Origin of the sequence: Thalassotalea hakodatensis, from assembly GCF_030295995.1 — a bacterium.
Lineage (GTDB): Bacteria > Pseudomonadota > Gammaproteobacteria > Enterobacterales > Alteromonadaceae > Thalassotalea_C > Thalassotalea_C hakodatensis.
The window spans coordinates 2,826,223-2,849,984 of sequence record NZ_AP027365.1 but is presented as its reverse complement, the minus strand read 5'-3'; the positions used below and the strand labels follow the sequence as shown (position 1 = coordinate 2,849,984).

At 39.6% G+C, this 23,762-nt stretch carries 19 protein-coding genes and 1 other annotated feature; of the genes, 13 read left to right on the top strand and 6 right to left on the bottom strand.

The genetic code is table 11. From position 1 onward, the window contains the following. Positions 1-7: 7 nt before the first annotated feature. A complete protein-coding gene (gene hisG / locus QUE72_RS12575; RefSeq protein WP_074495558.1) occupies positions 8-907 on the bottom strand; it encodes an ATP phosphoribosyltransferase in 900 nt (299 codons plus the stop codon). Between the two features lie 76 nt (positions 908-983). Further along, positions 984-1,115: a sequence feature (His leader region), on the bottom strand. A 271-nt stretch (positions 1,116-1,386) separates the two neighbouring features. Here hisG and QUE72_RS12570 point away from each other — a divergent pair. The 8 genes from QUE72_RS12570 (at position 1,387) to fadD (ending at position 9,024) form a co-directional block, all read left to right on the top strand. Continuing rightward, positions 1,387-1,743: a hypothetical protein gene (locus QUE72_RS12570; protein WP_286269343.1), complete on the top strand. Its 357-nt coding sequence runs from the start codon at positions 1,387-1,389 to the stop codon at positions 1,741-1,743. A gap of 209 nt (positions 1,744-1,952) precedes the next feature. Then, positions 1,953-3,881: an ATP-dependent DNA helicase gene (locus tag QUE72_RS12565; protein ID WP_286269342.1), complete on the top strand. Its 1,929-nt coding sequence runs from the start codon at positions 1,953-1,955 to the stop codon at positions 3,879-3,881. A gap of 9 nt (positions 3,882-3,890) precedes the next feature. Continuing rightward, positions 3,891-4,589 carry a tRNA (adenosine(37)-N6)-threonylcarbamoyltransferase complex dimerization subunit type 1 TsaB gene (gene tsaB, locus QUE72_RS12560; protein ID WP_286269341.1) on the top strand — a complete coding sequence of 233 codons (699 nt, stop codon included), beginning with the start codon at positions 3,891-3,893 and terminating at the stop codon, positions 4,587-4,589. Positions 4,590-4,627: 38 nt separating this feature from the next. Next, the gene (locus QUE72_RS12555) at positions 4,628-4,996 is read left to right on the top strand and encodes a hypothetical protein (protein WP_286269340.1); all 369 of its coding nucleotides are present in this window, start codon (positions 4,628-4,630) and stop codon (positions 4,994-4,996) included. A gap of 17 nt (positions 4,997-5,013) precedes the next feature. Beyond that, positions 5,014-5,697, top strand: a complete 684-nt coding sequence (locus QUE72_RS12550; RefSeq protein ID WP_286269339.1) for a M50 family metallopeptidase — start codon at positions 5,014-5,016, stop codon at positions 5,695-5,697. Between the two features lie 12 nt (positions 5,698-5,709). Next, positions 5,710-6,291 carry a Slp family lipoprotein gene (locus QUE72_RS12545; protein ID WP_074495563.1) on the top strand — a complete coding sequence of 194 codons (582 nt, stop codon included), beginning with the start codon at positions 5,710-5,712 and terminating at the stop codon, positions 6,289-6,291. Between the two features lie 20 nt (positions 6,292-6,311). Then, positions 6,312-7,163 (top strand): alpha/beta fold hydrolase, encoded by an 852-nt coding sequence (locus tag QUE72_RS12540; protein ID WP_286269336.1) that lies wholly within the window; start codon positions 6,312-6,314, stop codon positions 7,161-7,163. Positions 7,164-7,368: 205 nt separating this feature from the next. Beyond that, positions 7,369-9,024, top strand: coding sequence for a long-chain-fatty-acid--CoA ligase FadD (gene fadD, locus QUE72_RS12535; RefSeq protein ID WP_286269333.1), 1,656 nt, complete (start codon positions 7,369-7,371; stop codon positions 9,022-9,024). A 77-nt stretch (positions 9,025-9,101) separates the two neighbouring features. On the opposite strand, the gene QUE72_RS12530 is transcribed toward fadD, so the two are convergent. After that, positions 9,102-9,839: a YciK family oxidoreductase gene (locus tag QUE72_RS12530; RefSeq protein ID WP_074495606.1), complete on the bottom strand. Its 738-nt coding sequence runs from the start codon at positions 9,837-9,839 to the stop codon at positions 9,102-9,104. Between the two features lie 243 nt (positions 9,840-10,082). Here QUE72_RS12530 and QUE72_RS12525 point away from each other — a divergent pair, with 243 nt between their 5' ends. From QUE72_RS12525 to QUE72_RS12515, 3 genes are all read left to right on the top strand, one after another. Continuing rightward, positions 10,083-12,485, top strand: coding sequence for a VolA/Pla-1 family phospholipase (locus QUE72_RS12525; RefSeq protein WP_286269331.1), 2,403 nt, complete (start codon positions 10,083-10,085; stop codon positions 12,483-12,485). Positions 12,486-12,594: 109 nt separating this feature from the next. Continuing rightward, positions 12,595-13,638, top strand: a complete 1,044-nt coding sequence (sohB, locus tag QUE72_RS12520; RefSeq protein WP_286269329.1) for a protease SohB — start codon at positions 12,595-12,597, stop codon at positions 13,636-13,638. A 7-nt stretch (positions 13,639-13,645) separates the two neighbouring features. Beyond that, positions 13,646-14,332: a class I SAM-dependent methyltransferase gene (locus QUE72_RS12515; RefSeq protein ID WP_286269328.1), complete on the top strand. Its 687-nt coding sequence runs from the start codon at positions 13,646-13,648 to the stop codon at positions 14,330-14,332. 71 nt (positions 14,333-14,403) lie between these two features. On the opposite strand, the gene QUE72_RS12510 is transcribed toward QUE72_RS12515, so the two are convergent. Next, a complete protein-coding gene (locus QUE72_RS12510; RefSeq protein ID WP_286269326.1) occupies positions 14,404-15,744 on the bottom strand; it encodes a dicarboxylate/amino acid:cation symporter in 1,341 nt (446 codons plus the stop codon). Between the two features lie 168 nt (positions 15,745-15,912). Here QUE72_RS12510 and QUE72_RS12505 point away from each other — a divergent pair, with 168 nt between their 5' ends. Next, positions 15,913-18,264, top strand: a complete 2,352-nt coding sequence (locus tag QUE72_RS12505; protein ID WP_286269324.1) for an Ig-like domain-containing protein — start codon at positions 15,913-15,915, stop codon at positions 18,262-18,264. Positions 18,265-18,341: 77 nt separating this feature from the next. Here QUE72_RS12505 and QUE72_RS12500 read toward each other — a convergent pair whose 3' ends face one another. Beyond that, positions 18,342-19,445: an arginase family protein gene (locus QUE72_RS12500; RefSeq protein WP_286269323.1), complete on the bottom strand. Its 1,104-nt coding sequence runs from the start codon at positions 19,443-19,445 to the stop codon at positions 18,342-18,344. Between the two features lie 383 nt (positions 19,446-19,828). On the opposite strand from QUE72_RS12500, the gene topA reads away from it, so the two are divergent. Next, entirely contained in the window at positions 19,829-22,471 is a 2,643-nt protein-coding gene (topA, locus tag QUE72_RS12495) for a type I DNA topoisomerase (RefSeq protein WP_286269322.1), read from the top strand. Between the two features lie 79 nt (positions 22,472-22,550). Here the strand turns inward: topA and QUE72_RS12490 are convergent, their stop codons facing one another. Together QUE72_RS12490 and QUE72_RS12485 are read right to left on the bottom strand one after the other, a co-directional pair. Next, positions 22,551-22,922 carry a ribosome recycling factor family protein gene (locus tag QUE72_RS12490; RefSeq protein WP_074495583.1) on the bottom strand — a complete coding sequence of 124 codons (372 nt, stop codon included), beginning with the start codon at positions 22,920-22,922 and terminating at the stop codon, positions 22,551-22,553. Positions 22,923-22,993: 71 nt separating this feature from the next. After that, the gene (locus QUE72_RS12485; protein ID WP_286269321.1) at positions 22,994-23,743 is read right to left on the bottom strand and encodes an SDR family oxidoreductase; all 750 of its coding nucleotides are present in this window, start codon (positions 23,741-23,743) and stop codon (positions 22,994-22,996) included. Positions 23,744-23,762 lie beyond the last annotated feature (19 nt).

The following is a 23,762-nucleotide window of genomic DNA, read 5'->3' as shown; positions in this document are numbered from 1 at the left end:
GATGTTACTACCCCATCATTTTTTCAATTGGCATGACTAAGATCGAGTCACAGCCTAGGTCTTTTAATCCTTCCATGGTTTCCCAGAAGAAGGTTTCTGTCGCTACTACATGCACAGCGACTAAATCGTCACGGCCCGCTAACGGAAGAATTGTTGGTGTTTCTTTTCCTGGCATAAGTGCACTGACTTGGCTAATTTTGTCTTTAGGCGCGTGTAACATAATGTATTTGCTTTCTTTCGCTTTCATCACACCTTGAATACGTGGTAATAATGTATCTAAGATACTTTGCTTGCTTGCTTCTAAAGGTGTTGCCGTTTGAATTAAAGAAGCTTTCGAGCGGAAAATTTCTTCAACTTCTTTTAAACCATTAGCTTCTAATGTTGCGCCGGTAGACACTAAATCACAAATACCGTCGGCTAAACCTACTCTTGGTGCAACTTCTACTGAGCCTTTAAGTAAACAAAACTCAATATTGATACCTTGTGAATCGGCATAACGTTGTAATAGTTGTGGGTAGGTGGTAGCGAACCTTTTGCCGTTAAGGCTTTCAACGCCTTGATAATTGAATTCTTCAGGCATGGCTATTGAAAGTCTACAGCCACCAAAGTTTAACTGTGAGGTTTTAATATATTGAGACTTAGCACCTAAACGTTCGCGCTCTAATGCTGTTTCTTCAAGTGTGTTATCACCAACAATACCTAAATCACAAACACCATCCATTACTAACCCTGGAATATCTGAACTTCGTACGCGCATTATATCAATGGGCATATTGGCAACATGTGCAAGTAAACGTCGATCAGATACGTTAATTTTTAAGCCGCAACGTTTTAATAATGCTTGAGTATCATCACTTAAGCGACCAGATTTTTGCATCGCAATGCGTAAGCGAGTATCAGTTGTCATTGTTTCATTCCTAGTTCATTAATGTGTAAATTTAAAAGTCCAATTACCCTGTATATACAATTCGTTTGCGTTAAAAACGACAAAACCCCCGAGAGAGATGGACTCTTTCGGGGGTTTTGGTAATGACTTTTACTTTATTCCGCTGAAAGGTCCAATAGCCCCTCAGCGAATAAACCTGAGTGGCTAATTCGTATGATGGTGATGATGAATTGCGATCAGGTTTAAGTACATTTATTTCGTTCTCTTTTCTCATGGGATGTATAGCAAGTGGTAAAACATGTTACCTTGGTTACTACACAATTCAATATTAATACGTTAATTGCTTTTTACAGTACGGGTAAAAGAAGTCAAGCGCAAGTAATAAATGTGATCGTTTTATGAAAATATGGTCTAAACATGTAAACTTTGCTCTAAATAAGCCGATATATAAATTGAATGTATTTTTAACATTATTGCAAGTGTCGGATAACAGGTGAATAATGGATATTTTTACAACAGCGTTAACTAAGGTAAGACCAACGCCGATTAAACCAGACAAACTACGCGTTAAGTCACTATCTAAGCAGGCGGCAACAAAAGCGCTTTCTGATGATATTGATCATGTGGAAGATCATCATTTATATTTTGTTAAAGATTCTCAATCTGACCAGAATTCGGCTCATACAAACGACAATACGACTGACACACATCAAGAACAAACACCACCCCAGTATGTGGTTGATGAAGTGGTAGAACCTGAAATATTGCATAAACAAGATGTGTTACATCCTAAACATTCCCAAGATAAAAACGATAAAGACGATGATGATAAACCGCATCTAGACATTTACGTTTAACACAGTTGTTTTGCGCTATTTATGCGAATATTACATACTCTGATATATTCATTACGTATGTTTTTTCGACAGGTAATAAACAAAGAGTGTATGCGATCTAAGGTTTACCTATATCAATACAGTATTGAGATAATATTTCCATTAATGGTGACTTCCAATTCTACGTTAGCGCTTTATAATGGGCGAAAATTTCTTCTGCCTAGTACCCTATGACACCTGTAGAACAAGCATTTTCAACTTCTGGCGTATTAGCGAAAGTGCTTAATGGTTATTCACCGCGCCAAGCTCAAATTGATATGGCAATCGAAGTTGAACTTGCGATAGAAAATCAATCAAGCTTAGTGGCGGAAGCTGGAACTGGTACAGGTAAAACCTTCGCTTATTTATTACCAGCGCTACTTTCTGAAAAAAAAGTGATTGTTTCAACGGGTACTAAAAACCTTCAAGAACAGCTTTTTCATAAAGATATTCCACTATTGCGCAAGGCAATGGCGACTAACGCGCAAATGGCTTTATTAAAAGGACGTGCAAATTATTTGTGTTTATATCGCTTAGCATTATATCAGCAAGAGCGAGGGCAGTTGGATGCTCAATCACTAGCAGACTTTGTTAAGGTTCAATCGTGGAGTACGGCAACACACACAGGGGACATTGGCGAGTTAGTTGACGTTGCTGAAGATTCACATATATTTCCTTTCGTCACCAGCACGGTTGATAATTGTTTGGCGAAAGATTGCCCTAATATTGATGACTGTTATTTAGTTAAAGCGCGTAAAAAAGCCATTGATGCTGATGTTGTGGTGGTGAATCATCATTTGTTTTTTGCCGATATGGCATTAAAAGATACAGGCTTTGGTGAACTTATCCCAAAAGCGGATGTAGTAGTATTTGACGAAGCACACCAAATACCCGATATAGCCAGTGAATACTTTGGTGATGCGTTTTCTACGCGGCAAATATTAGAGCTTTGCTCAGATGTATTACAACTTTATCGCACTGAATTTACTGACGTGAACCAGCTTGGTAAGGCCGCCGAGAAATTACAAAAAACAGCGATGGAATTTCGTTTATTATTTCCACATGATCCTGCGAGAGGCAATTGGCGAGAAAAAATTCAATTGCCTCGCATTCAACGTAGTTTTGAAAACATTAAAACCGATCTCGACTTTTTGTATCAGGTGTTAAAGCTCTGTATTTCACGTAGTGAAGCCATTGATAATTGTTTTGAACGTGCGGTAGCAACGCTTGCAAAATACGATATCATGGCAAATGTCGAACAATTTGGCATGAGTTTTTGGTATGAAACGACTCGTCGACATGTTGTACTTCACCTAACACCATTGAGTGTTGCCGATAAGTTTAGTGATTATATTAACCAGTCGGATGCAGGGTGGATTTTTACCTCTGCGACGATTGCTGTAAATGGTGGTTTTGAACATTTTACTGAGCAACTAGGTATATCTAGTGCCAATACGTTATTGGTTGACAGCCCATTTGACTATTTGCATCAATCGCAATTAATCGTACCGCGTTATTTACCTGATGCACAAAACCCTGCTAGGGCGAATGCACTGGCAGAGCTTGCTATCCCGCTAATTGAAGCGAGTAAAGGCGCGTGTTTTATGTTATTTACTAGTTATCGGATGCTAAACCTAGTGGCTGATATATTAGCTGAACGCATTGATAATTCATTATTAGTACAAGGGAAAATGAGTAAGCGAAAAATGCTCGATGAATTTATTGAAAATGAAAGTGCCGTGTTATTAGCGACAGCCAGCTTTTGGGAAGGCGTTGACGTACGTGGTGATAAACTAACCTGTGTGATCATTGATAAATTACCTTTTGCATCACCTGATGACCCTATGTTGCAAGCACGAAGCGAAGATGCACGCAGACAAGGAGGTGACCCTTTTCAAGATATTCAATTACCACAAGCCGTCATTGCTTTAAAACAAGGGGTCGGACGGTTAATTCGTGATGTATCCGATCAAGGCATCATGGTAATATGTGACGATAGATTAGTGAACCGCCCTTACGGGCAGGTTTTTTTAAGCAGTTTGCCAGATATGAAGCGTAGCCGTGATACTTACGCTGCTGAACAATTCTTGGCTAATCTGCACCAAATTAACGACCAGTAGTAAAATGTTATGTTAAATTTGATCGCAATAGATACGTCAACAGAAGGGTGTTCAGTCGCATTATCGTGGCAAGGTCAGCTCATAGAGCAATTCGAATTATGCCCACAATCTCACAGTACTATTTTGTTACCGATGATTGATGCAGCATTGAAACAAGCAGATTGTTCATTACAGCAGTTAGATGGTTTGGTGTTTGGTCAAGGGCCTGGTAGCTTTACTGGCGTTAGAATAGGTGTTGGTGTAGCCCAAGGTTTAGCGTTTTCTGCAGAGTTGCCAGTTGTAGGGGTTTCAACCTTACAAGCAATGGCCCAGCAAGCGCTTGAACAGCACAAAAAAACCGAAGTTATCGCTGCTATAGATGCGAGGATGTCAGAAATATACTTATCTGCTTACCGTGCTGATGAACAAGGCATTATGCAGCCGATAGTTGATGAAACGGTTATTGCGCCAAATAAAGCTGCCGACTATTTAAAGCAAGCATTTAATGCTCCCTATGGCGTAGGTACTGGTTGGCAAACCTATCAGGATAGTTTAGCGCCGCTAGCAGGTAATGCTGAGAACATAGAAATATTATTTCCTAATGCTGCCGCAATGTTAACCCTAGCTTCGGTGCAATTTCAGGCGGGCAATGCGGTAGCCGCTGAACAGGCACAGCCGGTATATGTGCGAGATACAGTTTCTTGGAAAAAGCTGCCAGGTAGAGAATAGATTTGGCGAATAGCTGAAAATTTGTTACCTTTATAGTTATGTTAGTAAATAGTTCGACAGCTCACACGCCGCAAGTTAACCAGAACGTTAGTATTGAAAGCCAAAATAGGGTGAGTAAAGAAAGTGAACAGTTAATTGTTCGTGAACAGCAGCAAAAGTCTGCAGAGCGTGAAAACAGTAACGACCAACAACAACGATTTGATGTTGACGAACAAGCGATCGCGCTTGTTGAACAAGAACAACAACGTTTGTCGGCGCAAAATGAACCTACGACTTCTAATGAGCAGGCACAATACGATCAACCTTCGCAACGTCATCAAGTTGCAGTGTCTGCTTATCAAGCAATTAATAATCAACAGCAGCAAGAGATTATTTCCAAATCTTTTGGCGTTGACTTATACGCTTAAAATAAAGAGCTACTTTATTGATCCACGATAAACCTTCCATATCCAACGTGAGTTTTTTTCAACGTTATCAACTTGTGTTTGTTTTTTTAATCGCTTTTTTTGTGGTTGAAATACCTTTTATTTCTATTCCCCTAAAATGGTTTGAAAGTTATTTTCATGAACTTAGCCATGGCTTAGCTGCTTTGATTACGGGCGGCAGTATTGTCAGTATTCAACTTAATATTGATGGGTCAGGGTTGTGTACCACCCAAGGTGGTAGTCGTTTACTGATTAGTTTTATGGGCTATGCCGGAGCAAGCTTATTCGGGTATGGCTTAGTAAGAGTATCAACCATGCACCAAACGGTTACAAAAGTCTTTATTGGCGCATTATCTTTTGTGATCGCAACGAGTTTAGTCTTATGGGCAAAAGATATATTAACAATAGGGATCATTCTGTTTTTACTTATGTTTGTTACGTTAAAATTGTTTTATTTTAAAAAAGCGTATTTACCTTTCTTATTTCAACTCACGGGTGCTACAGTGGTACTTAACAGCATAAAAAGCCCATTGTATTTATTTGATGGTCGCTCGTTAGGCGATGGAGCAACCCTAGCTCAACTTACTTTTATGCCTGAGTTTGTTTGGGTGGTGATTTGGTGCGCTCTTGGTATGATGACCGCCTATTTATTGATAAAATCGCACTTATCTCGGCAGTATTAAATGGAGAATATTATGACAATTCGAATTATTGCATTTAGTTTATTAACTTTGTTAACAACTGCTTGTGTCCATGTACCTGAAAAGCTTTCAGTCGCAGACAATGCCTCTTTAACGAACTTTGAGCAAGCTAAAAGCCAAACGAATAGTTTAAAAGGCTCTACTGTCAGATGGGGCGGTGTTATTGCAAAAGTGAATAATGAAGCTGATCGAACCGTAATCGAAGTTGTACATTTTGATTTGAAGAGATCAACGCGGCCGAAAGTAAAAGACGAAACGAAAGGGCGCTTCAAAGTTATCTATTCTGGTTTATTAGATCCTGTCATTTATAAAGAAGGTCGTAGTATTACTGCCATTGGTCGTTTAGGTGATGTTACCGAAGGAAAGATAGGCGAGCATAAATATCAATATCCAACGTTACAAGCAGACTACGTTCATTTATGGAAAGAAATAAAACAAGTGGATGTTCGTGTTGAACATTATCCGCATTGGTACACTCCTTCGCGATGGTATTACTCGAACCCATACTTACATAGACCTATTTACCGTCGAGTGAATAGTCCTGCTAAGCCAACTACAAGTACTAAAAATAAATAAGCCTGAGTGATTTTACGGCGATGAACAGCGAATTTACCGCGAAAATAAGCCGTGCTCATATAGCTGGGCTTGCTTCTGGCGCTGAGCATGAAAAGCCGATATTGTTTTTGCATGGTTGGTTAGACAACGCAGCAAGTTTTTTACCGCTAATGCCATGGTTACCTAAATACTACATTGTCGCCATTGATTGGCCGGGACATGGACACTCAAGCCATCGAGGCGAAGATGCACATTACCATTTTTTAGACTATGTTTATGATTTAGTACTTTTATTTGAACAGCAGGGTTGGGGGAAAGTGGATATTGTTGGCCATTCCATGGGAGGAATGATTGCTCAAGCTTTTGCTGCATCGTTCCCAGAAAATGTTGCGAGCTTAACACTAATTGATGCAATAGGGTTTATTACTGAGGAACCAGATAATACCTCCCAACAACTAAGAAATGGCTTACTCAGTCGATTTAAGTCCCGACATAAAAGTAAATCAGTTCACCCGACAATAGAGTCAGCGATAAATGCGAGAATCGCGGTTTCTGATTTAAACGTAGAATGTGCATCACTCATTGTTAATCGTGGTTTAAAAAAACTAGAAAAAGGGTATACGTGGCAGGCCGATAGTAAATTGAGGAATACTTCTCCTTATCGGTTGACTCAAGCTCAAGCAACTAATCTAGTGAATAATATTGATTGTCCGGTACAGCTTATTTACGGTGATAAAGGTTTAGACTTTGTTGCGCGCGCAATTAACATTTTTAAACCATACTTTAAAAAGTTAACTATTTATCAACTAAGTGGTGGTCACCATGTTCACATGGAGTTGCCGAAAAAAACAGCGAGTCTGATTGACGAATTTATTAAAAAACCGATGAATTAGTAAAAACTGTCGTTCATAGGTGAATTTTTGTCAAAAGTAATAGACATTAGACCAGTATTACAGTAAAACTTGCTGATTCAAACAAGTGTTTTAAAACTCACTGGCCCACATCTCTGATAAATATAACATTAAAAAAGAGATTGATTAAAAAATAATTAACGACAGAGGCTTGTGTTAATGTTGCGTGCAAGAGAGGAGATGCATAGTGCAAAAAGTATGGCTTGAGAAAAGTTATCCGCCCGGAGTATCTCATGAAATAGATCCGGACAAATACAGCTCGTTAGTCGAGATGTTTGATAAATACGTAGGTATATACGCAAATCGTGCTGCCTTTATCAACATGGGGGCGGAAATCACCTATGCTGAGCTAGAAGAACAAGCTAAAGCATTCGCAGCATACTGCCAGCAAGAACTTGGGCTTAAAAAAGGTGATAGATTCGCCATTATGGTACCTAATTGTTTGCAATATCCTGTAGCGCTTTTCGGTGCATTACTTGCCGGACTAACCGTGGTTAATGTAAACCCACTGTATACAGCTCGAGAGTTGGAACACCAACTTAACGATTCTGGTGCAAAAGGTATGTTAATTATTGAAAATTTTGCCCATACACTTGAGCAAATTATTGATAAAACGCAAGTGCAACACGTGATGATGACATCATTAGGCGATCGTTTAGGTCTGATTAAAGGAACTATTGTAAACGCGGTTGTTAAGTATGTTAAAAAAATGGTACCTGCATTTAATTTAAAAGGTACGATACGTTTTAATACAGTGTTATCTAAAGGACGTAATCTACCTTTTACACCCGTGCTATTAAAAGGGGAAGATTTAGCGTTTTTACAATACACAGGTGGCACAACAGGCCTTTCTAAAGGTGCAATGCTAACGCACAGAAATATGGTGGCCAATTTAGAACAAGCAAAAGCGGTAATTAAGCCTCAATTAGAAGAAGGTAAAGAGCTAGTGGTTACCGCGTTACCGCTTTATCATATCTTTGCGCTTACCGCGAACTGCTTAACGTTTTTAACGCTTGGCGGCACCAACTTATTGATCACAAATCCTAGAGACATGCCTGGGTTTGTTAAAGAGTTACAAAAGTACCAATTTACTGCGATAACAGGGGTGAATACGTTATTCAATGGGTTACTTAACACACCAGGTTTTGCAGATTTAGATTTTAGCTATTTAAAAGTGTCACTGGGTGGTGGTATGGCGGTACAACGCCCTGTTGCTGAAAAGTGGGAAAAAGTCACCAAAACTCGCTTATTAGAAGGGTACGGCTTAACTGAGTGTGCGCCATTGGTGACGCTTAGTCCATATAATCAAGCACATTATAATGGCAGCATTGGCTTACCTGCACCTTCAACTGATATTAAAATTATTAAAGATGACGGCACAGAAGCAGGAATTGGTGAAGCTGGCGAAATGTGTGTTAAAGGGCCACAAGTAATGGCGGGGTATTATAACCGTCAAGAAGCGACCGATGAAATATTAAAGGATGGCTGGTTAGCTACTGGCGATATTGCAACAATGGATGAAAATGGTTTTTTTAAAATTGTTGATCGTAAAAAGGACATGATTATTGTGTCAGGCTTTAATGTTTTTCCAAACGAAATTGAAGAAATTGCTGTTTCGCATGAAGGAATACTAGAAGCTGCCGCTATTGGTGTTCCTCACGAAGTTTGTGGAGAAGAGGTGAAGTTATTTGTTGTGTTAAAAGATACTTCGTTAACCAAAGAAGATATTATAAAACACTGTAAAAGTGCATTAACAAATTACAAAGTGCCCAAACAGGTAGAAATAAGGCAAGAGTTACCAAAAACTAATGTGGGGAAAATTCTTCGAAGAGAGCTACGTTAATGCTATAAATTCATAAAAATGCCGAGTATTGCTCGGCATTTTTATATCTAACAAAATAAAGATTAATGAGTCTGTTATTATTGCGCTTTAATAATTTGACCGGTAATTGATTGACTATCATCAGCCATTAAGTAGACGTAAAGAGGCATAATATCTTCTGCTGATGCCAATGCTGATTGATCTTCTGCTGGATATGCTGTTGCTCGCATTGGGGTTGCTGTAGCGCCAGGATTAATGGCATTTACCCGTAAGCTTGTTTCATCATATTCATCGGCAATAACCTGCGTTAACCCTTCTGTGGCAAATTTTGATACACTGTAGGCTCCCCAATAAGCGCGACCTTTACTACCTACACTTGAAGTGGTAAATGCTAAAGATGCATTATCTGCTTTTAATAAAGTAGGGATCAACGCTTGTGCTAATAAATGCTGCGCTGTGATATTAACCTGAACAATATCATCCCAAATTTGCTGATGAATATGGGTGTAGGGTGTTAATTCACCTAACATCGAAGCATTGAGTAAAGCACCATCTAGCCGACCAAACTGTTGTGCGATGGTGTTTGACATATCAATATAGTGCTGCTGGGTTGCACCCTTTAAATCTAAAGGGATAATAGCGGGTTCTGCACCATTATTGGCCAGTATTTCATCGTAAACTTGCTCTAGTTTACTCACTGTTTTTCCAAGCAAAATAACAGTTGCGCCTAAGTTAGCGTATGTTAATGCTGCTTGGCGCCCAATACCGCTTCCTGCACCGGTGATCAAAATAATTTTATTTTTTAAGCAATTGTCTTTTATCGTGTAATCGAACATGGTGATTGTAAAATTGCGAATATGAATGGTTATTTTACTGATTGACATCGCCTCTGACGAGGAAAAGTTAAGCAAACAAGCATTGTTTTACTAAAATTTACGGAATTTATGAAAAAAGCGCTAGCGAAAAGGCTATTCTTGAGTTAAGTTTAACTGGTCTAACTTGTTAAACTTGACTGAGTCTTATTAATAAAAATAAGCACTAATTACAATTATAAAAAGACTCGTCTATGGGGAGAAAAAATGAAGAAGCTAGTACTGAGTCTCGCAATTGCAAGCACCCTTGGCTTGGCAGCCTGTGATAGCGAAACCGTAAAAGATGTTAAAAAAGATGTAGCAAGCGAAGCGCCTGCTGTTATTACGCCAGCACGTATTGTATTTGATCCTGCCTCTGGTATTGAGGGGCTTTCCGTACCTAATGATTTGATTTTTTCAGGTTCTATAGATGGTACATTAGAAATTCCTGTAGAAGATCCTACAGACGGTTCTGATCCTTTTGTTGCAGCAAGCGCATTAGATGGTTGGTCAACTGTTAACCCATTTGTGATCAATATTGATATGCCAGAAGGGCGTATGCTTGACGGTGATAGTGTTTTTAATCCGTCTTCTGTACGTGTTTTTGAAGCCATTATGGGGGGCGATACAACAGATGTTGATTGTGCCGCAGTTGAGCGTGGTTTAGCTTGTAAAATCGTTGAAGAACTAACGTACCTAGAAGATTTTGTGACGCAAAAGTCAGGAAATTCAGTGGCCTTTGTTCCACTGAAACCGTTAAAAGGCAAAACTACTTATGTTTTTGCTTTAACAAATAGTTTACAAGACAGTGATGGTAATGCCATTGCAGGCTCTACAACCTATGAACTGGCAAGACAAGATATTAATGAAAAACCATTAGGTAGTGAATCACAATTAGTTCTTCAAGCTGCGGTTAATAGTTATGAAAAAGCCGTTGTTTCTGCTGGTGTGCCAAGCGATGAAATTATTTACACTATGGCGATGACCACTCAGTCAACCACTGATGTGATGTTTACCTTGAAAAGCTTGATGGCGAATAACCTTCAACAAGGTGTATATCCGTCAATTGCCATGACAGATACAGGAATGTCGGTTGCTGATGTACTTGCTAACCAAATTCCACCAGAAGCTGTACCATTATATTCTGCCGCTAACTACATGAAAGGTAGTATCACCTTGCCGTATTATTCAGGAGTGCCATCAGCTGAGAATCCAACAGCACCAGCGAACACTTGGTGGACTGCATTATGTGATTCTGCGGCCATGTTAGCCGGCCTTGCTGCGCAAAACCCTGCGGCTATTCCAACTGAGCCTGTAAGCCCAACAGACGCACAATGTATGGCAATATCTCAAGCAAGTGGCTTACCTGCACCAGGATTACGCGATTTAGGTATTGATACCGAGCGTAACTTGACCAAATTTAACCCTGTACCAAAAGTGAATGCAATGTTGCCACTTGAAGTACAGATGACAACGCCTGATTTAGCTTGGGTGAACCCTGTGCGAGCTAGTATGGGCATGGATCCTATTTCTGAACCTGCCGAAGGTTGGCCAGTTGTGATACTACAACACGGCATCACGACACAAAAAGAAGTGATGTTGAATCTAACAGGTATGTTAGCAGTTAATGGTTTAGCGACCGTAGCAATAGATTACCCTATTCATGGTACGCGCGGGTTTAATCTTGATGGTGCGCCTGGCGATGAAATTAATGCTACTACGGTAAGTGCGCTACATTATATGAACTTAGGTAGTATGTTAACAATGCGTGATAATACTCGCCAGAGCGCTATAGACCTACTTGGAGTTCGTTTAGGACTTAATTTCTTTGGTGGCGTAGACAGTAATGGTAATGTGATTAATATCAATAGTAATGAAGTGCATTTCCTTGGGCATTCATTAGGGGCAATTTATGGTATCAATGCTGTAACTCTTGCCAATACACCTTTAGCGCCTACTTTTGACCCCTTGTTAAAAATCACAACTAATACGTTGGCAATGCCAGGGTTAATGTTACCTAACTTTGGTATTGAATCACCAGCATTTGAAGGCTTAGCAAAATCAAACCTAGCGTATAGCGCATCGGAAGATTTTAAAAACTTCGTTGATATGAGTTTCCCTTCTGGTTATACCCAAGATCAATTAACGGCAACTTATGAACAGTTTTATGCAGGCTTAACAGCGGCTCAAAAAGCTGAGCTTGACGCTGTATTTGCGCAATTTACCTTAATAGCACAAACCGTAAATGATTCTGGTGACCCAGTTAATTATGTGCAACAACTTGCAGCTACAGGTACACCAACATTATTGTTTGAAATTGTTGGTAATGGTATGGATAACTTACCAGATCAAGTGGTAACCAATACGGCACCGTTTACGCCATTAGGTGGCACTGAACCTGCCATTGCATTATTAGGTTTACCAGGGGTTAGTGAAACAACTCAAGGGTCAGGTGCTGTAAGGTTTTTATATGGTCACCATGGTTCACTTTTAGATCCAAGACCTAATGCTGCATCACCAGATGCAGAAAAAAGTGCAGCAGTAATGACTGAAATGCAAAAACAGTTGATTAGTTTCATTTTAAGTAAAGGCCAAATGGTACAGGTTGGAAATACTGACCTTGTGAAATAATACGACCCTTTCATTATTCAAAAAAGCCTCAACGTATAGTGTTGGGGCTTTTTTTATTGAATATTATCCCCATTTACTTGTTAGAAGAACCATATATAGGGAGTATCCTTTGGAATTTATATACGATTATGGATTGTTTTTAGCGAAAACCATTACTTTTGTCTTAGCGTTCGCTGGTATTGTTGCCATTATTGCCGCTTCTGCGATGAAGCAAGCTCAGAAGAGAGGCGAATTAGAAGTTACTGATATTTCAGAACAATTAAAAGAAGTGGAAGAAGAAGTTACTCATCACTTACTCAGCAAAGAAGCGTTAAAAGAAAAAGAAAAGCAAAACAAAAAAAACGCAAAGTTAAAAGCAAAAGAAGCGAAAAAATCACAGTCTGATAGTGAAGAGCCAACAAAGCCTCGCTTGTTTGTCATTGATTTTAAGGGCAGTATTGATGCGAAAGAAGTGTCAGCATTACGTGAAGAAATAACCGCTGTGTTGATGGTTGCTACAGAGCGAGATGAGGTGTTAGTAACCTTGGAAAGTGGTGGCGGTATGGCACATTGTTATGGTTTAGCAGCATCACAGCTAGCTAGAATTAAACAAGCCAACATACCGTTAACGATTTCAGTCGATAAAGTGGCTGCCAGTGGTGGTTATATGATGGCATGCGTTGCAGATAAAATAGTGAGTGCGCCTTTCGCGATTCTTGGCTCTATAGGTGTTATCGCTCAAATACCTAATTTTAATAAAGTATTAAAGAAAAATGATGTTGATTTTGAACAGTTAACTGCGGGCGAATATAAACGCACACTTACCATGTTTGGTGAAAATACCGATAAAGGCAGAGAAAAGTTTAAAGAAGAGCTTGAAGAAATGCATGAGCTCTTTAAAGAACATATTACTGAGCATCGCCCAACGTTAGATGTAGAAAGTGTCGCAACAGGAGAAACATGGTTGGGTAAAAAAGCGATCACCGTGAATTTAATCGATGAACTGATCACCAGTGATGATTATATTTATCAGGCGAATCAAAATCGTAAAGTGATCGGCATAAAATACGCGGTTAAAAAAGGTTTAGCAGAAAAGTTATCTAAAGCAGCGTCATTATCAATAGATAATGCGATTAGTAAGCTTTGGCAACACAATCGTATTTTTCCTAGTTAATTAAATAATGGAAGCAAACTTTTGGCATAAATGCTGGGAGCGTAATACCCTAGGATTTCATCAGGTAGAGTATCATCCTTTACTTGAGCGGGTCGTATTGCCTGAACTATTAAAGGATGAGTGTTCAACAAAACAACACGTAGGTGTCTGGCCTAACAAACGTGTACTTGTGCCTTTATCTGGTAAATCAGATGATATGATCTGGTTTGCTGAATACGCCAATGTAGTAGGCTCAGAATTAAGTAAAATTGCTTGCCAAGATTTTTTCAAAGAAAAGCAACTTAATATCCAGCCTAAGCGTGACGGTGATTTTTTTGTTTATCGCCATGAAAATATCAGTTTATGGCAAGGTGATTTTTTCTCATTAACCACAGACTTAATAGGTGAGTTTGATTGGATATATGATAGAGCCGCACTCATTGCATTACCTGAAACTATGCAGCAGTCTTATGTTAATCAACTAAAGAATTTCATAAACCCTCACACCACGTTATTTTTATTAACGTTAGAATTCCCTACTGATGAAATGTCTGGTCCGCCTTTCCCTGTTGATGAGCTGAGAGTCTCTGAGTTATTTTCTGATCACAGTGTTACTTGTTTACATGCACAAACATTACTAGATAAACGCTTTGCTCAGCGTGTGTTTGACGTTAGTCATTTAGTGGAAAAGCTTTATTTGATCACGCAAAGCTAACTAGAATATAAAAGGGGTCAGGTACAATTAAGTTTAATTGTACCTGACCCCTTTTATTGTTTTTACTTGTCTTATTGTTTTAAGTGGTGGAAGTCGATTTCTTCAATTTTTCGACCTGCATTTTCGTTCTCAAAAACTGATTCATCCAGCTGACCTTCAGATTTCGCAACAACGGTAGTAACCATACAGTCACCAGTAACATTAACTGCTGTACGTGTCATGTCTAAGAGACGATCTACACCAATTATTAATGCGATACCTTCAACCGGTAACCCAACTTGTTCAAGCACCATAGCTAACATGATTAATCCTACACCTGGAACGCCTGCGGTACCAATTGAGGCTAGCGTTGCCGTTAAAATAACCATTAAGAAATCAGTAATGGATAAGTCAACGTTAAACACTTGTGCAATAAATACAGTAGCAACGCCTTGCATAATGGCGGTGCCGTCCATGTTTATCGTGGCTCCTAAGGGAACGGTAAAAGATGAAATAGCGTTATTAGCACCAATTTTTTTTGTCGCTGTTTCCATGGTTACTGGAATAGTGGCATTACTGCTTGAGGTAGAAAAAGCAAAAAGCATTGCATCGCGCATTTTCTTTAAAAACGTTAGCGGATTAAGCCCTGTTAATACTTTTAATAACACGGAGTACGTTACTGTGCCGTGTATAATTAACACGACAAAAACAACCATGAAATAGGCGAAAATATTTAAGAAAACACTAAAGTCCATGGTAGCAAAGAGTTTAGCGAGTAAACAAAATACACCATATGGAGCTAAGTTCATTAAAATGGTAACTAAACGCATAATAACAACATTTAAGTCTTCAAACATTTTAGCTACGCGACTGCCAGCTTCACCTGAAAGTGCAATGGCAATGCCAAAGAGCAAAGCGAAAATGATCACTTGTAACATGTTACCTTGTGCAAATGCCGCAAAGGGATTTGTCGGGAACATTTGAATAAATACTTGCGCTAAACTCGGTGCCTCTTTTGCCTCAAAAGTGGTGCTGGTGGTCATATTTACGCCTTCGCCAGGCGCAAAAATAAAAGCCATGAACATAGCAAAACTGATCGCAATCGCTGTGGTTACCATATATAAGCTAATTGCTTTACCACCAATTCGTCCTAGCTTTGTGGTGTCTTGTAAAGAACAAGTACCGCAAATAAGTGAAACAAAAACGAGTGGTACGACTAACATTTTTAAACTTGCGATGAATATCTGACCGCCAATTTCAAAAATACCATCGACGAAAAAAGCTTTAAATGAAAATTCAAATAAGCCTAAATTTAAAGTGAAGTCGCCAGACTTTCCCATTAGTAATTGAAGAAGAAGGCCTATTGCTATACCTAGCGCCATACCGATGATGATACGCGCCGTTAATCCAAAAGGTTTTTTAGTTGTTGTCATAATTTTATTTTTGGGTAGAGGGATTAAATTTTCCGTAAAGAGTACCAGTTAATCGAGCTTTAAAAAACCTAGTGTTGAGGTTTTTTAAATAAGTTAGTGACCTTTTTCTTTTTTTTCGGTTAGTATTAAACTGTTACCTAATTAACACAACATCAGGGAGATGCTTGTATGGCAGTAATGAGAACCTTCTTTTATATCATTAGTTGCATAGCTTTAATTGGCTGTGGTGGTGGAGATGGAGGACTTAGCCAAGACGGCCCTTCTGATCCAACTACGCCTGAACCAATCACTATTTCACTAAGCTTATCAAGCACAGAAGAGGTCTCAAAAGACTCGCCTGTAGATGTTATTGCAACGGTAAAGCAAGGGAATGCCCCAGTTTCAGGAAAGTCAGTGACTTTTAGTTTAGATCTAACGGATGATGAGATAGCTTATTTTGATGGCAATGGAGTGAGCGCAACTAACAGTGATGGTATTGCCAAAGTAACTTTGTATGCTGGTACAAGTGAAGGTGGCGGCGAAATTTCAGCCTCATTGTCTACTGGTGAAGAGTCAGAGCCAATAGGTTTTAATAGTGCTGGTGATGGTAATGTTGTAACAGGACCACAAGTAAGCGAAATTTTACTTTATGCTAGCAACCAACAGTTGTCATCAAGTGGTGCTCAAGGTGTGTTATTAACTGCAATCGCCAAGAATAGTAATAATGTTTTACTTTCTGGTATCGATATCTCTTTTGTTTCACAACCTTCGGGTTCAATACTTATTCCTAGTTCTGAGGATGGCGTACCAAGTTCAACCACGAACGCTAATGGCCAAGCGACGGCTATATTAACCACAGTAGGTAATCCTGAAAATAGAACAATTGTTGTAACTGCGAGTAATGGCGACATTAGTGATGATGTCAATGTGTATGTTGTTGGTACTGAAGTTCAATTAACCGGTTCCTCTTCTTTAGCATTGGATGATGCTAGTTCGTTTAGTATTAACGTACTTGATTCTGACAGTCGTGGTGTAGCCGATGTTGAAGTTGCGCTAACGTTAGCAAATACACCAACAGGCGGTGTTGCATCATTAGAACTTCCAGCAAGTGTTACTACTGATGCTCAAGGAAAAGCGTTTGTTAATGTAACAGGCCGAACAGGTGGTACTAATGCGATTATTGCAACCGCTTTAGGTGCTACAGCTTCTAAAAATGTTTCTGTGCAGGCCGATTCCTTTACTTTTACTCGCTTTAATAATGGTGATGGGCAATATGTCGACCCTTCAGCCGGTACCGACACTCCTGACGTTTTATTATCAGATACTGCAACGGTGACACTTGACTGGAACCGTTCTGGTGCCCCTGTGGCAGATGGTACCAAAGTTGAGTTTTCTACAACCCGTGGTAGCTTAGCTTCATCATCAGGTGTTATTGCTAATGGACAAGTTTCTGCTTCGTTAACATCAAGTGATGCAGGCAAGGCAATTGTCACCTTTACTGGAACAGATGATAACGTTGAAATTTCTAATCAACTTGAGTTTGAGTTTATTGCCGAAACCGTTGAACGAATTGTCGCTCAAGCTTCGCCGAATTCGATTGGACCTGATGAACAAACGTCGACTATTTCAGTTGTTGCAAGAGATGCTAATGGCAACTTAGTGAAGAACAAAACCATTGTGTTTAACCTAAGTGATGTAACCGGCGGCAGTATTTTCCCCGCTGAGGCGGTGACTGATAGTAACGGTAGTGCATCAACGGTTTACACTTCAAATACGGTGTCAGCTCAAGATGGTATTGAAATTAGTGCTACGGTAAAAGATCAACCATCGGTGACTGATACAGTAACGATGACCGTTGCAGACAGAGAGCTGTTTATTGCTGTTGGTACGGGCAATGAAATAGAAGATAACGATACAACCTATACCAAACGTTTTGTCGCTTTCGTTACTGATGCTGACTCAAACCCTGTAGTAGGTCAAAAAGTGACAGTATCTTCAGTACCTGATGCTTATTACAAAGGCCGTTGGGTACCATTTTACGTAGGTGGTGAATTCCAAGTTTGGACAACCGCAGGAGAGTCTGGGGCTGCGCATGCTGCAAGTGCACATGACAGAGATACCGCAACCTACTTACAAGATACACCACCAATACGTTGTAATAATGAAGATATTAATTTAGATGGCATACTGGATCCAGGTGAAGATACCAATAATAGCGGCACATTAACGCCTGGTAATGTAATTTCTTCATTGCTAACTGTAACAGTTGAAGATGATAATACTGTACCTGTTGAAGCGGTAACTGATAGTGAAGGTAAAGTGTTAATTGATTTAGTGTATGCACAAAGTTATGGTAGTTGGGTAGATATTAACTTGATTGTTTCTGCGAAAGTTGCAGGTACTGAAAGTCATGTGATGACAACCTATACCTTGCCTAATTCTGCTGATGATGTGAACGATGAAGATATTTCACCACCTACTGCTAGTATTGGTATGAGCGGTCCCTTTGGTGAACACTTTTCGTGTGACGGTATTCAGTAAATTATGTTAAGCATAAAAAAAGCCGCAATGCGGCTTTTTTTATGGGAATTGACTTTATTCTCATTAAAGTAATGAGCTTATCGCCCCATTGCTTCAATAAGCATGGCAGAGATATCTGCGCCATGTTTTAAGGTTGTTTGCGCACTGGCACTGCCTTGTCCGGTACTGTCGGTAAACGGCGCTATTTCCATCATATCTGCGCCCGTAACCGGAAATTGCTCAGCAAGCGTTGTTAATATGTTAATGGCTTGTTCCGGTGATAAACCATCAGGTTCAGGTGTACCTGTCGCTGCTGCAAATGATTGATCTAATGCGTCAATATCAAAACTTACGTAAAGTTCTTCTATTTTTTCAGCTTTAAGATGAGCAATAATATCAGCTAGTACAGCATCAACACCGCGTTCGATTATTTCATGCGCCCAGTGTTGCTGTACGCCAAAGGTTGATTCCCAATGTGACTTTGGTTTGCCGCTAGAGCGTATGCCTAATTGAATGAGGTGGCTAGGATCGTGTAAGTCTTTCAAGATATGGGTACACCATGAACCAAAACATAAGTCGATACCAAGCCTTTCTACGAGTAAATCGGTATGTGCATCAAAGTGAATAATAGCGGCACGTTTGCCTTGTTTTTTCTTCGCTTGCAAATAAGCTTTGGTTAATGGATAACTGTTTGAATGATCCCCACCGATACCAAAAATACCTTTTTCAGGGTAAATGGCGTAAAAATCATGTAAAACATCTTCGGTAATTGTTAATGGACTTACCGCTAATGGGCTATGTTCGTCATTGTAAAGCGCTTTACGACAATTGGTAATAGTCCCTTCATTTAAATATTTATCGTGCAACAGGTGAGGTATCACGCGCACATCCCCCAAATCAAAACTAACCGACTCAGGGTGATGTTCAAGTAATGCTGAGCGCACAAATAATGGCCCCCAGTTTGCTCCACGTAAAATACCACCACCGCAATCAGAGGCAATGCCAAGTACAACAGCTTTGCTTGCTGTTGAAAGCTCTTCTAAACTTTCTTGCCATTTTTGATCGATGTTTTCGGTCGTACCAAAGAGTTTTTTGTGGAGCTGTTCTTTGCGCTCTTTTGCAGTATTAACCGTGAAAACTCCATTTCCTGGAGGACATAAACTTTGTTGTATCTTTTGTAAAAATGCGGCATGCGTTGTCATATAAAATCTCTATATTTTGTCGTGATAAAAACCACGAATGAAGGTTACATTGACGATTATTTTATTATTATAGTTATCATTTAATGAAAAATTTAGCGGATTAACGCTTATCATTCGGCGAAAACTCTACTATGATTACGCCAATTTTCTCACGCTAGCATTATAAAGCAATCGTCGAGATAGGTTAATCTAAAAAAATTATTGCTTGTAAGCTTGCTTATTTACAGATATATCTAATAGTAATTTGTAAATTTATAAATATTGTTTTCAAAATTAGCGCTGTAATTGGTTAAAATTCGCTCGCAAACCAATCAGTTAAATACGTCAAGCTAGCGCAACGATATCTGGCGCGTTACGTCAGCACATGTAGGATCAAATAGACTATGTCGAAATCTCTGGTAATTGTCGAATCACCGGCTAAAGCCAAGACAATTAACAAATACCTTGGAAAAAACTTCGTCGTAAAATCTAGCGTCGGTCATATTCGTGACCTTCCAACAGGTAGTACTGGGAAGAAAGCAGCCACTAAATCTCCGGCTGAAGTAAGAAAAATGTCTCCTGAACAAAAGGCCAAATATAAGGCGAAACGAGACCGTCAAGCATTAGTTAATCGCATGGGTATTGACCCAGATAAAGACTGGAAGGCTGATTATCAAATTCTTCCAGGTAAAGAAAAAGTAGTAAGTGAGTTACAGAAACTTGCTGCCAATGCCGATACTATCTATCTCGCAACCGATTTGGATCGCGAAGGAGAAGCGATTGCATGGCATTTAAAAGAGATTATTGGTGGCGAAGACAGTAAATTTAAACGCGTAGTGTTTAATGAAATCACTGAAAATGCTATCCAACAGGCTTTCTCTGCTCCCAGTATTTTAAGCATGCCAGGGGTTAACGCTCAACAAGCACGCCGCTTTTTAGATCGTGTTGTTGGCTTTATGGTTAGTCCACTACTTTGGAAGAAAGTCGCCCGTGGTTTATCTGCTGGTCGCGTACAATCTGTTGCTGTTAAACTTGTAGTGGAAAAAGAACGCGAGATAAAAGCTTTTAATCCTAAAGAATATTGGGAGATAAATGCTCACACTAAAACACAGCAAAAAGAAGCGCTGGTATTAGGCGTAACGCATCACTTAGGCAAAACGTTTAGTGCGACTAATGAACAACAAGCGATGCAAGCTGTTTCTGTACTTGAAAATGCTCCATATCAAGTGGCTAAACGTGAAGATAAACCATCGAAAAGTTCGCCTTCTGCACCTTTTATAACATCAACACTACAGCAAGCGGCAAGTACCCGTCTTGGTTTCGGTGTAAAACGCACTATGAGCCTAGCTCAACGGTTATATGAAGCAGGTCATATTACCTATATGCGTACAGATTCAACGAATTTGAGTAAAGATGCTGTTGAAATGTGTCGTGATTACGTACGTAAATCATTTGGTGATAGCTATTTACCAGAAAGTCCTCGTACATATGGCAGTAAAGCGAATGCTCAAGAGGCTCATGAAGCGATACGCCCATCAAATGTGAAGTTAGAAGCTGCATTATTAGAAGGCGTAGATGCTGATTGTAAAAAGCTATATGAATTAATTTGGCGTCAATTTGTCGCATGTCAAATGACCGCTGCACGTTATACCGTAAGTACGTTAACGATTTCAGCCGCAGATTATGACTTAAAAGCAAAAGGTCGCGTAATGCAGTTTGATGGTTGGACGAAAGTACACCCACAATTATCAAAAGGTGATAAAGACACACATTTACCTGATTTAGCTGTCGGTGATAACTTAACATTAGAAAAGTTAGACCCCAGTCAACATTTTACTAAGCCACCAGCTAGGTTTGGTGAAGCGTCGTTAGTTAAAGAGTTAGAGAAACGTTCTATTGGTCGTCCATCAACTTATGCCTCTATCATTTCTACTATACAAGATCGCGGCTATGTACGTTTAGAGAAGAAGCGTTTTTATGCCGAAAAAATGGGTGAAATTGTCACTGACAGCCTTTCAGCAAGTTTTAATAATTTAATGAGTTATAACTTTACGGCTGAAATGGAAAAAGAGCTTGATGAAATTGCCGAAGGTAAATTGCCCTGGAAAGATGTATTGGATGAGTTTTATATAAACTTTACCCAACAGTTACAGTTAGCTGATAAACCTACAGATGAAGGTGGTATGCGTGCTAATGAACCTATTTTAACGGATATTGACTGCCCAACCTGTGGTAGGAAAATGGGTATTAGAACGGCATCAACAGGGGTGTTTCTTGGATGTTCTGGCTATGCATTGCCGCCAAAAGAGCGTTGCACAACAACCATGAATTTAACGCCAGGTGAAGAAGCAGTTAGCGTGTTATCTGAAGATCAAGAAACAGATGCATTACGTGCGATGCATCGCTGTCCTAAGTGCGATACTGCAATGGATAGTTATTTGATTGATGAAAAACGTAAATTACACGTTTGTGGTAATAACCCGGTTTGTGATGGTGTGGAACTTGAGCAAGGTACGTTTAAAATTAAGGGATACGATGGTCCTGTTTTAGAATGTGACCGATGCCAAAGCGATATGGAATTAAAAAATGGTCGATTTGGCAAATATTTCGACTGTACCAATAGTGAATGTAAAAATACACGTAAACTATTAGCTAATGGTGAAGCTGCGCCACCTAAAGAAGACCCTGTGCAACTACCTGAGTTACCTTGTGAAAAGTCAGATGCTCATTTTGTATTACGCGATGGCGCAGCGGGTATCTTTTTAGCAGCGAGTACGTTCCCTAAATCAAGGGAAACTCGTGCGCCAAAAGTTGCAGAGCTAAAACGTTTTCGTGATCGTATTTCACCGAAGTTTTACTATTTAGCGGACGCACCTGAAAAAGATGCTGATGGTAACTTAGCCGTTGTGCGCTATAGTCGAAAAAATAAGTCGCAATATGTAATGACTGAAATCGACGGAAAAGCAACAGGGTGGACAGCGATATACCAAGACGGTAAATGGCAAGAAACTCAAGCGAAGAAAAAAGCGACGCGTAAGAAAAAATAAGCACTTTAATTTGTCAGTTTATTGAAAAAAAGCACTCAATGAGTGCTTTTTTTACGCTGGAAATATGTTTTTAATGCCGTTAGTCATCTAACCATTCAAGTTCATCGATGACTTTTCTTGCTTCTAAAACGGTACAGTCTGTTTTAGCCATTAATTCATTGACGGTGATGCCATCATTTTTTTTGGCAATTGCTAATAATATTTCATGGCTGAGTTTATCGGTTTCTAGTCTTAACTTTTTTGCTAGCCAAAGCCACGAATTTTCTCCTGAGTTTTCGATGAACAATACCACGTCATTCAGTTGCTCAGCGGTACCTGTTAACTGCCAGTTTCGAGAGCGACCCACTCTGTTTAGTTGACATCCTATTGCTCTTATTTCGGCTTTTAAAGCAAACGCGCGCATTGTGCGTCGTAAAAAGGAAGGAAGCGTTATGGTGGTGGTGCGGATCATAAAGTGATAATTAACATCAAGTTTAATGGATTTATTCTAATAACTTATCGAGGCGATGACAAATATTTACATTATCTACCCCCAGCAAGATCCAAGTGGCTACCCGTACAATAGGATGCTTTTTCGGAGAGTAACCAACAAATAGCATGGGCAATCTCATCAACTTGCCCACCACGTTTCATAGGCAAGTTAGGTGATAACCTATCCACTCTATTAGGTTCTCCGCCTTGGGCATGAATATCAGTATAAATCAATCCAGGTCTAACACTATTAACACGTATGCCTGCATCAGCCACTTCTAATGAAAGACCTGTTGTTAATGTGTCGATGGCTCCTTTACTTGCTGCATAATCAATATACTCATGAGGTGCGCCTAAACGAGCAGCAGCCGAAGATACATTGACAATCGCGCCACCATTACCACCATGCTTAGTTGACATACGCTTAACCGCCTCACGGCAACATAAAAAATAACCGGTCACATTGGTAGTAAGTACCTTGTTGATGCGCTCTGCTGTCATATTTTCTATAGAGGACTGTGTGAAAAGTGTGCCTGCATTGTTAACCAGTTGCGTGAATGTGCCGTCAAGCTGGTCGATGTAGTCAAAAAGTACTTTGATGCCATGTTCATTTGACACATCGGCTTGTAAGGCGCTAGCTTTACCACCACGGGCTACAATTTCATCAACAACGTTATTTGCTGCTTGTTGATTCGTTAAATAGTTAACGATAATCAAAACATTCGGCGAAGCTAGCATTTTTGCTGTTGCTGCACCAATACCTCTGCTGGCGCCGGTAATCAAAGCGATAGTATTGTTCATCAATTTTTGACTTAATTTA

Coding starts and splice junctions, on each gene's coding strand:
- QUE72_RS12525 (WP_286269331.1), top strand. CDS start 10,083: ATGAAGAAGCTAGTACTGAGTCTCGCAATTGCAAGCACCCTTGGCTTG.
- hisG (WP_074495558.1), bottom strand. CDS start 907: ATGACAACTGATACTCGCTTACGCATTGCGATGCAAAAATCTGGTCGC.
- QUE72_RS12510 (WP_286269326.1), bottom strand. CDS start 15,744: ATGACAACAACTAAAAAACCTTTTGGATTAACGGCGCGTATCATCATC.
- topA (WP_286269322.1), top strand. CDS start 19,829: ATGTCGAAATCTCTGGTAATTGTCGAATCACCGGCTAAAGCCAAGACA.
- QUE72_RS12540 (WP_286269336.1), top strand. CDS start 6,312: ATGAACAGCGAATTTACCGCGAAAATAAGCCGTGCTCATATAGCTGGG.
- QUE72_RS12485 (WP_286269321.1), bottom strand. CDS start 23,743: ATGAACAATACTATCGCTTTGATTACCGGCGCCAGCAGAGGTATTGGT.
- QUE72_RS12565 (WP_286269342.1), top strand. CDS start 1,953: ATGACACCTGTAGAACAAGCATTTTCAACTTCTGGCGTATTAGCGAAA.
- QUE72_RS12505 (WP_286269324.1), top strand. CDS start 15,913: ATGGCAGTAATGAGAACCTTCTTTTATATCATTAGTTGCATAGCTTTA.
- QUE72_RS12570 (WP_286269343.1), top strand. CDS start 1,387: ATGGATATTTTTACAACAGCGTTAACTAAGGTAAGACCAACGCCGATT.
- QUE72_RS12555 (WP_286269340.1), top strand. CDS start 4,628: ATGTTAGTAAATAGTTCGACAGCTCACACGCCGCAAGTTAACCAGAAC.
- QUE72_RS12490 (WP_074495583.1), bottom strand. CDS start 22,922: ATGATCCGCACCACCACCATAACGCTTCCTTCCTTTTTACGACGCACA.
- QUE72_RS12500 (WP_286269323.1), bottom strand. CDS start 19,445: ATGACAACGCATGCCGCATTTTTACAAAAGATACAACAAAGTTTATGT.
- QUE72_RS12530 (WP_074495606.1), bottom strand. CDS start 9,839: ATGTTCGATTACACGATAAAAGACAATTGCTTAAAAAATAAAATTATT.
- QUE72_RS12545 (WP_074495563.1), top strand. CDS start 5,710: ATGACAATTCGAATTATTGCATTTAGTTTATTAACTTTGTTAACAACT.
- QUE72_RS12515 (WP_286269328.1), top strand. CDS start 13,646: ATGGAAGCAAACTTTTGGCATAAATGCTGGGAGCGTAATACCCTAGGA.
- tsaB (WP_286269341.1), top strand. CDS start 3,891: ATGTTAAATTTGATCGCAATAGATACGTCAACAGAAGGGTGTTCAGTC.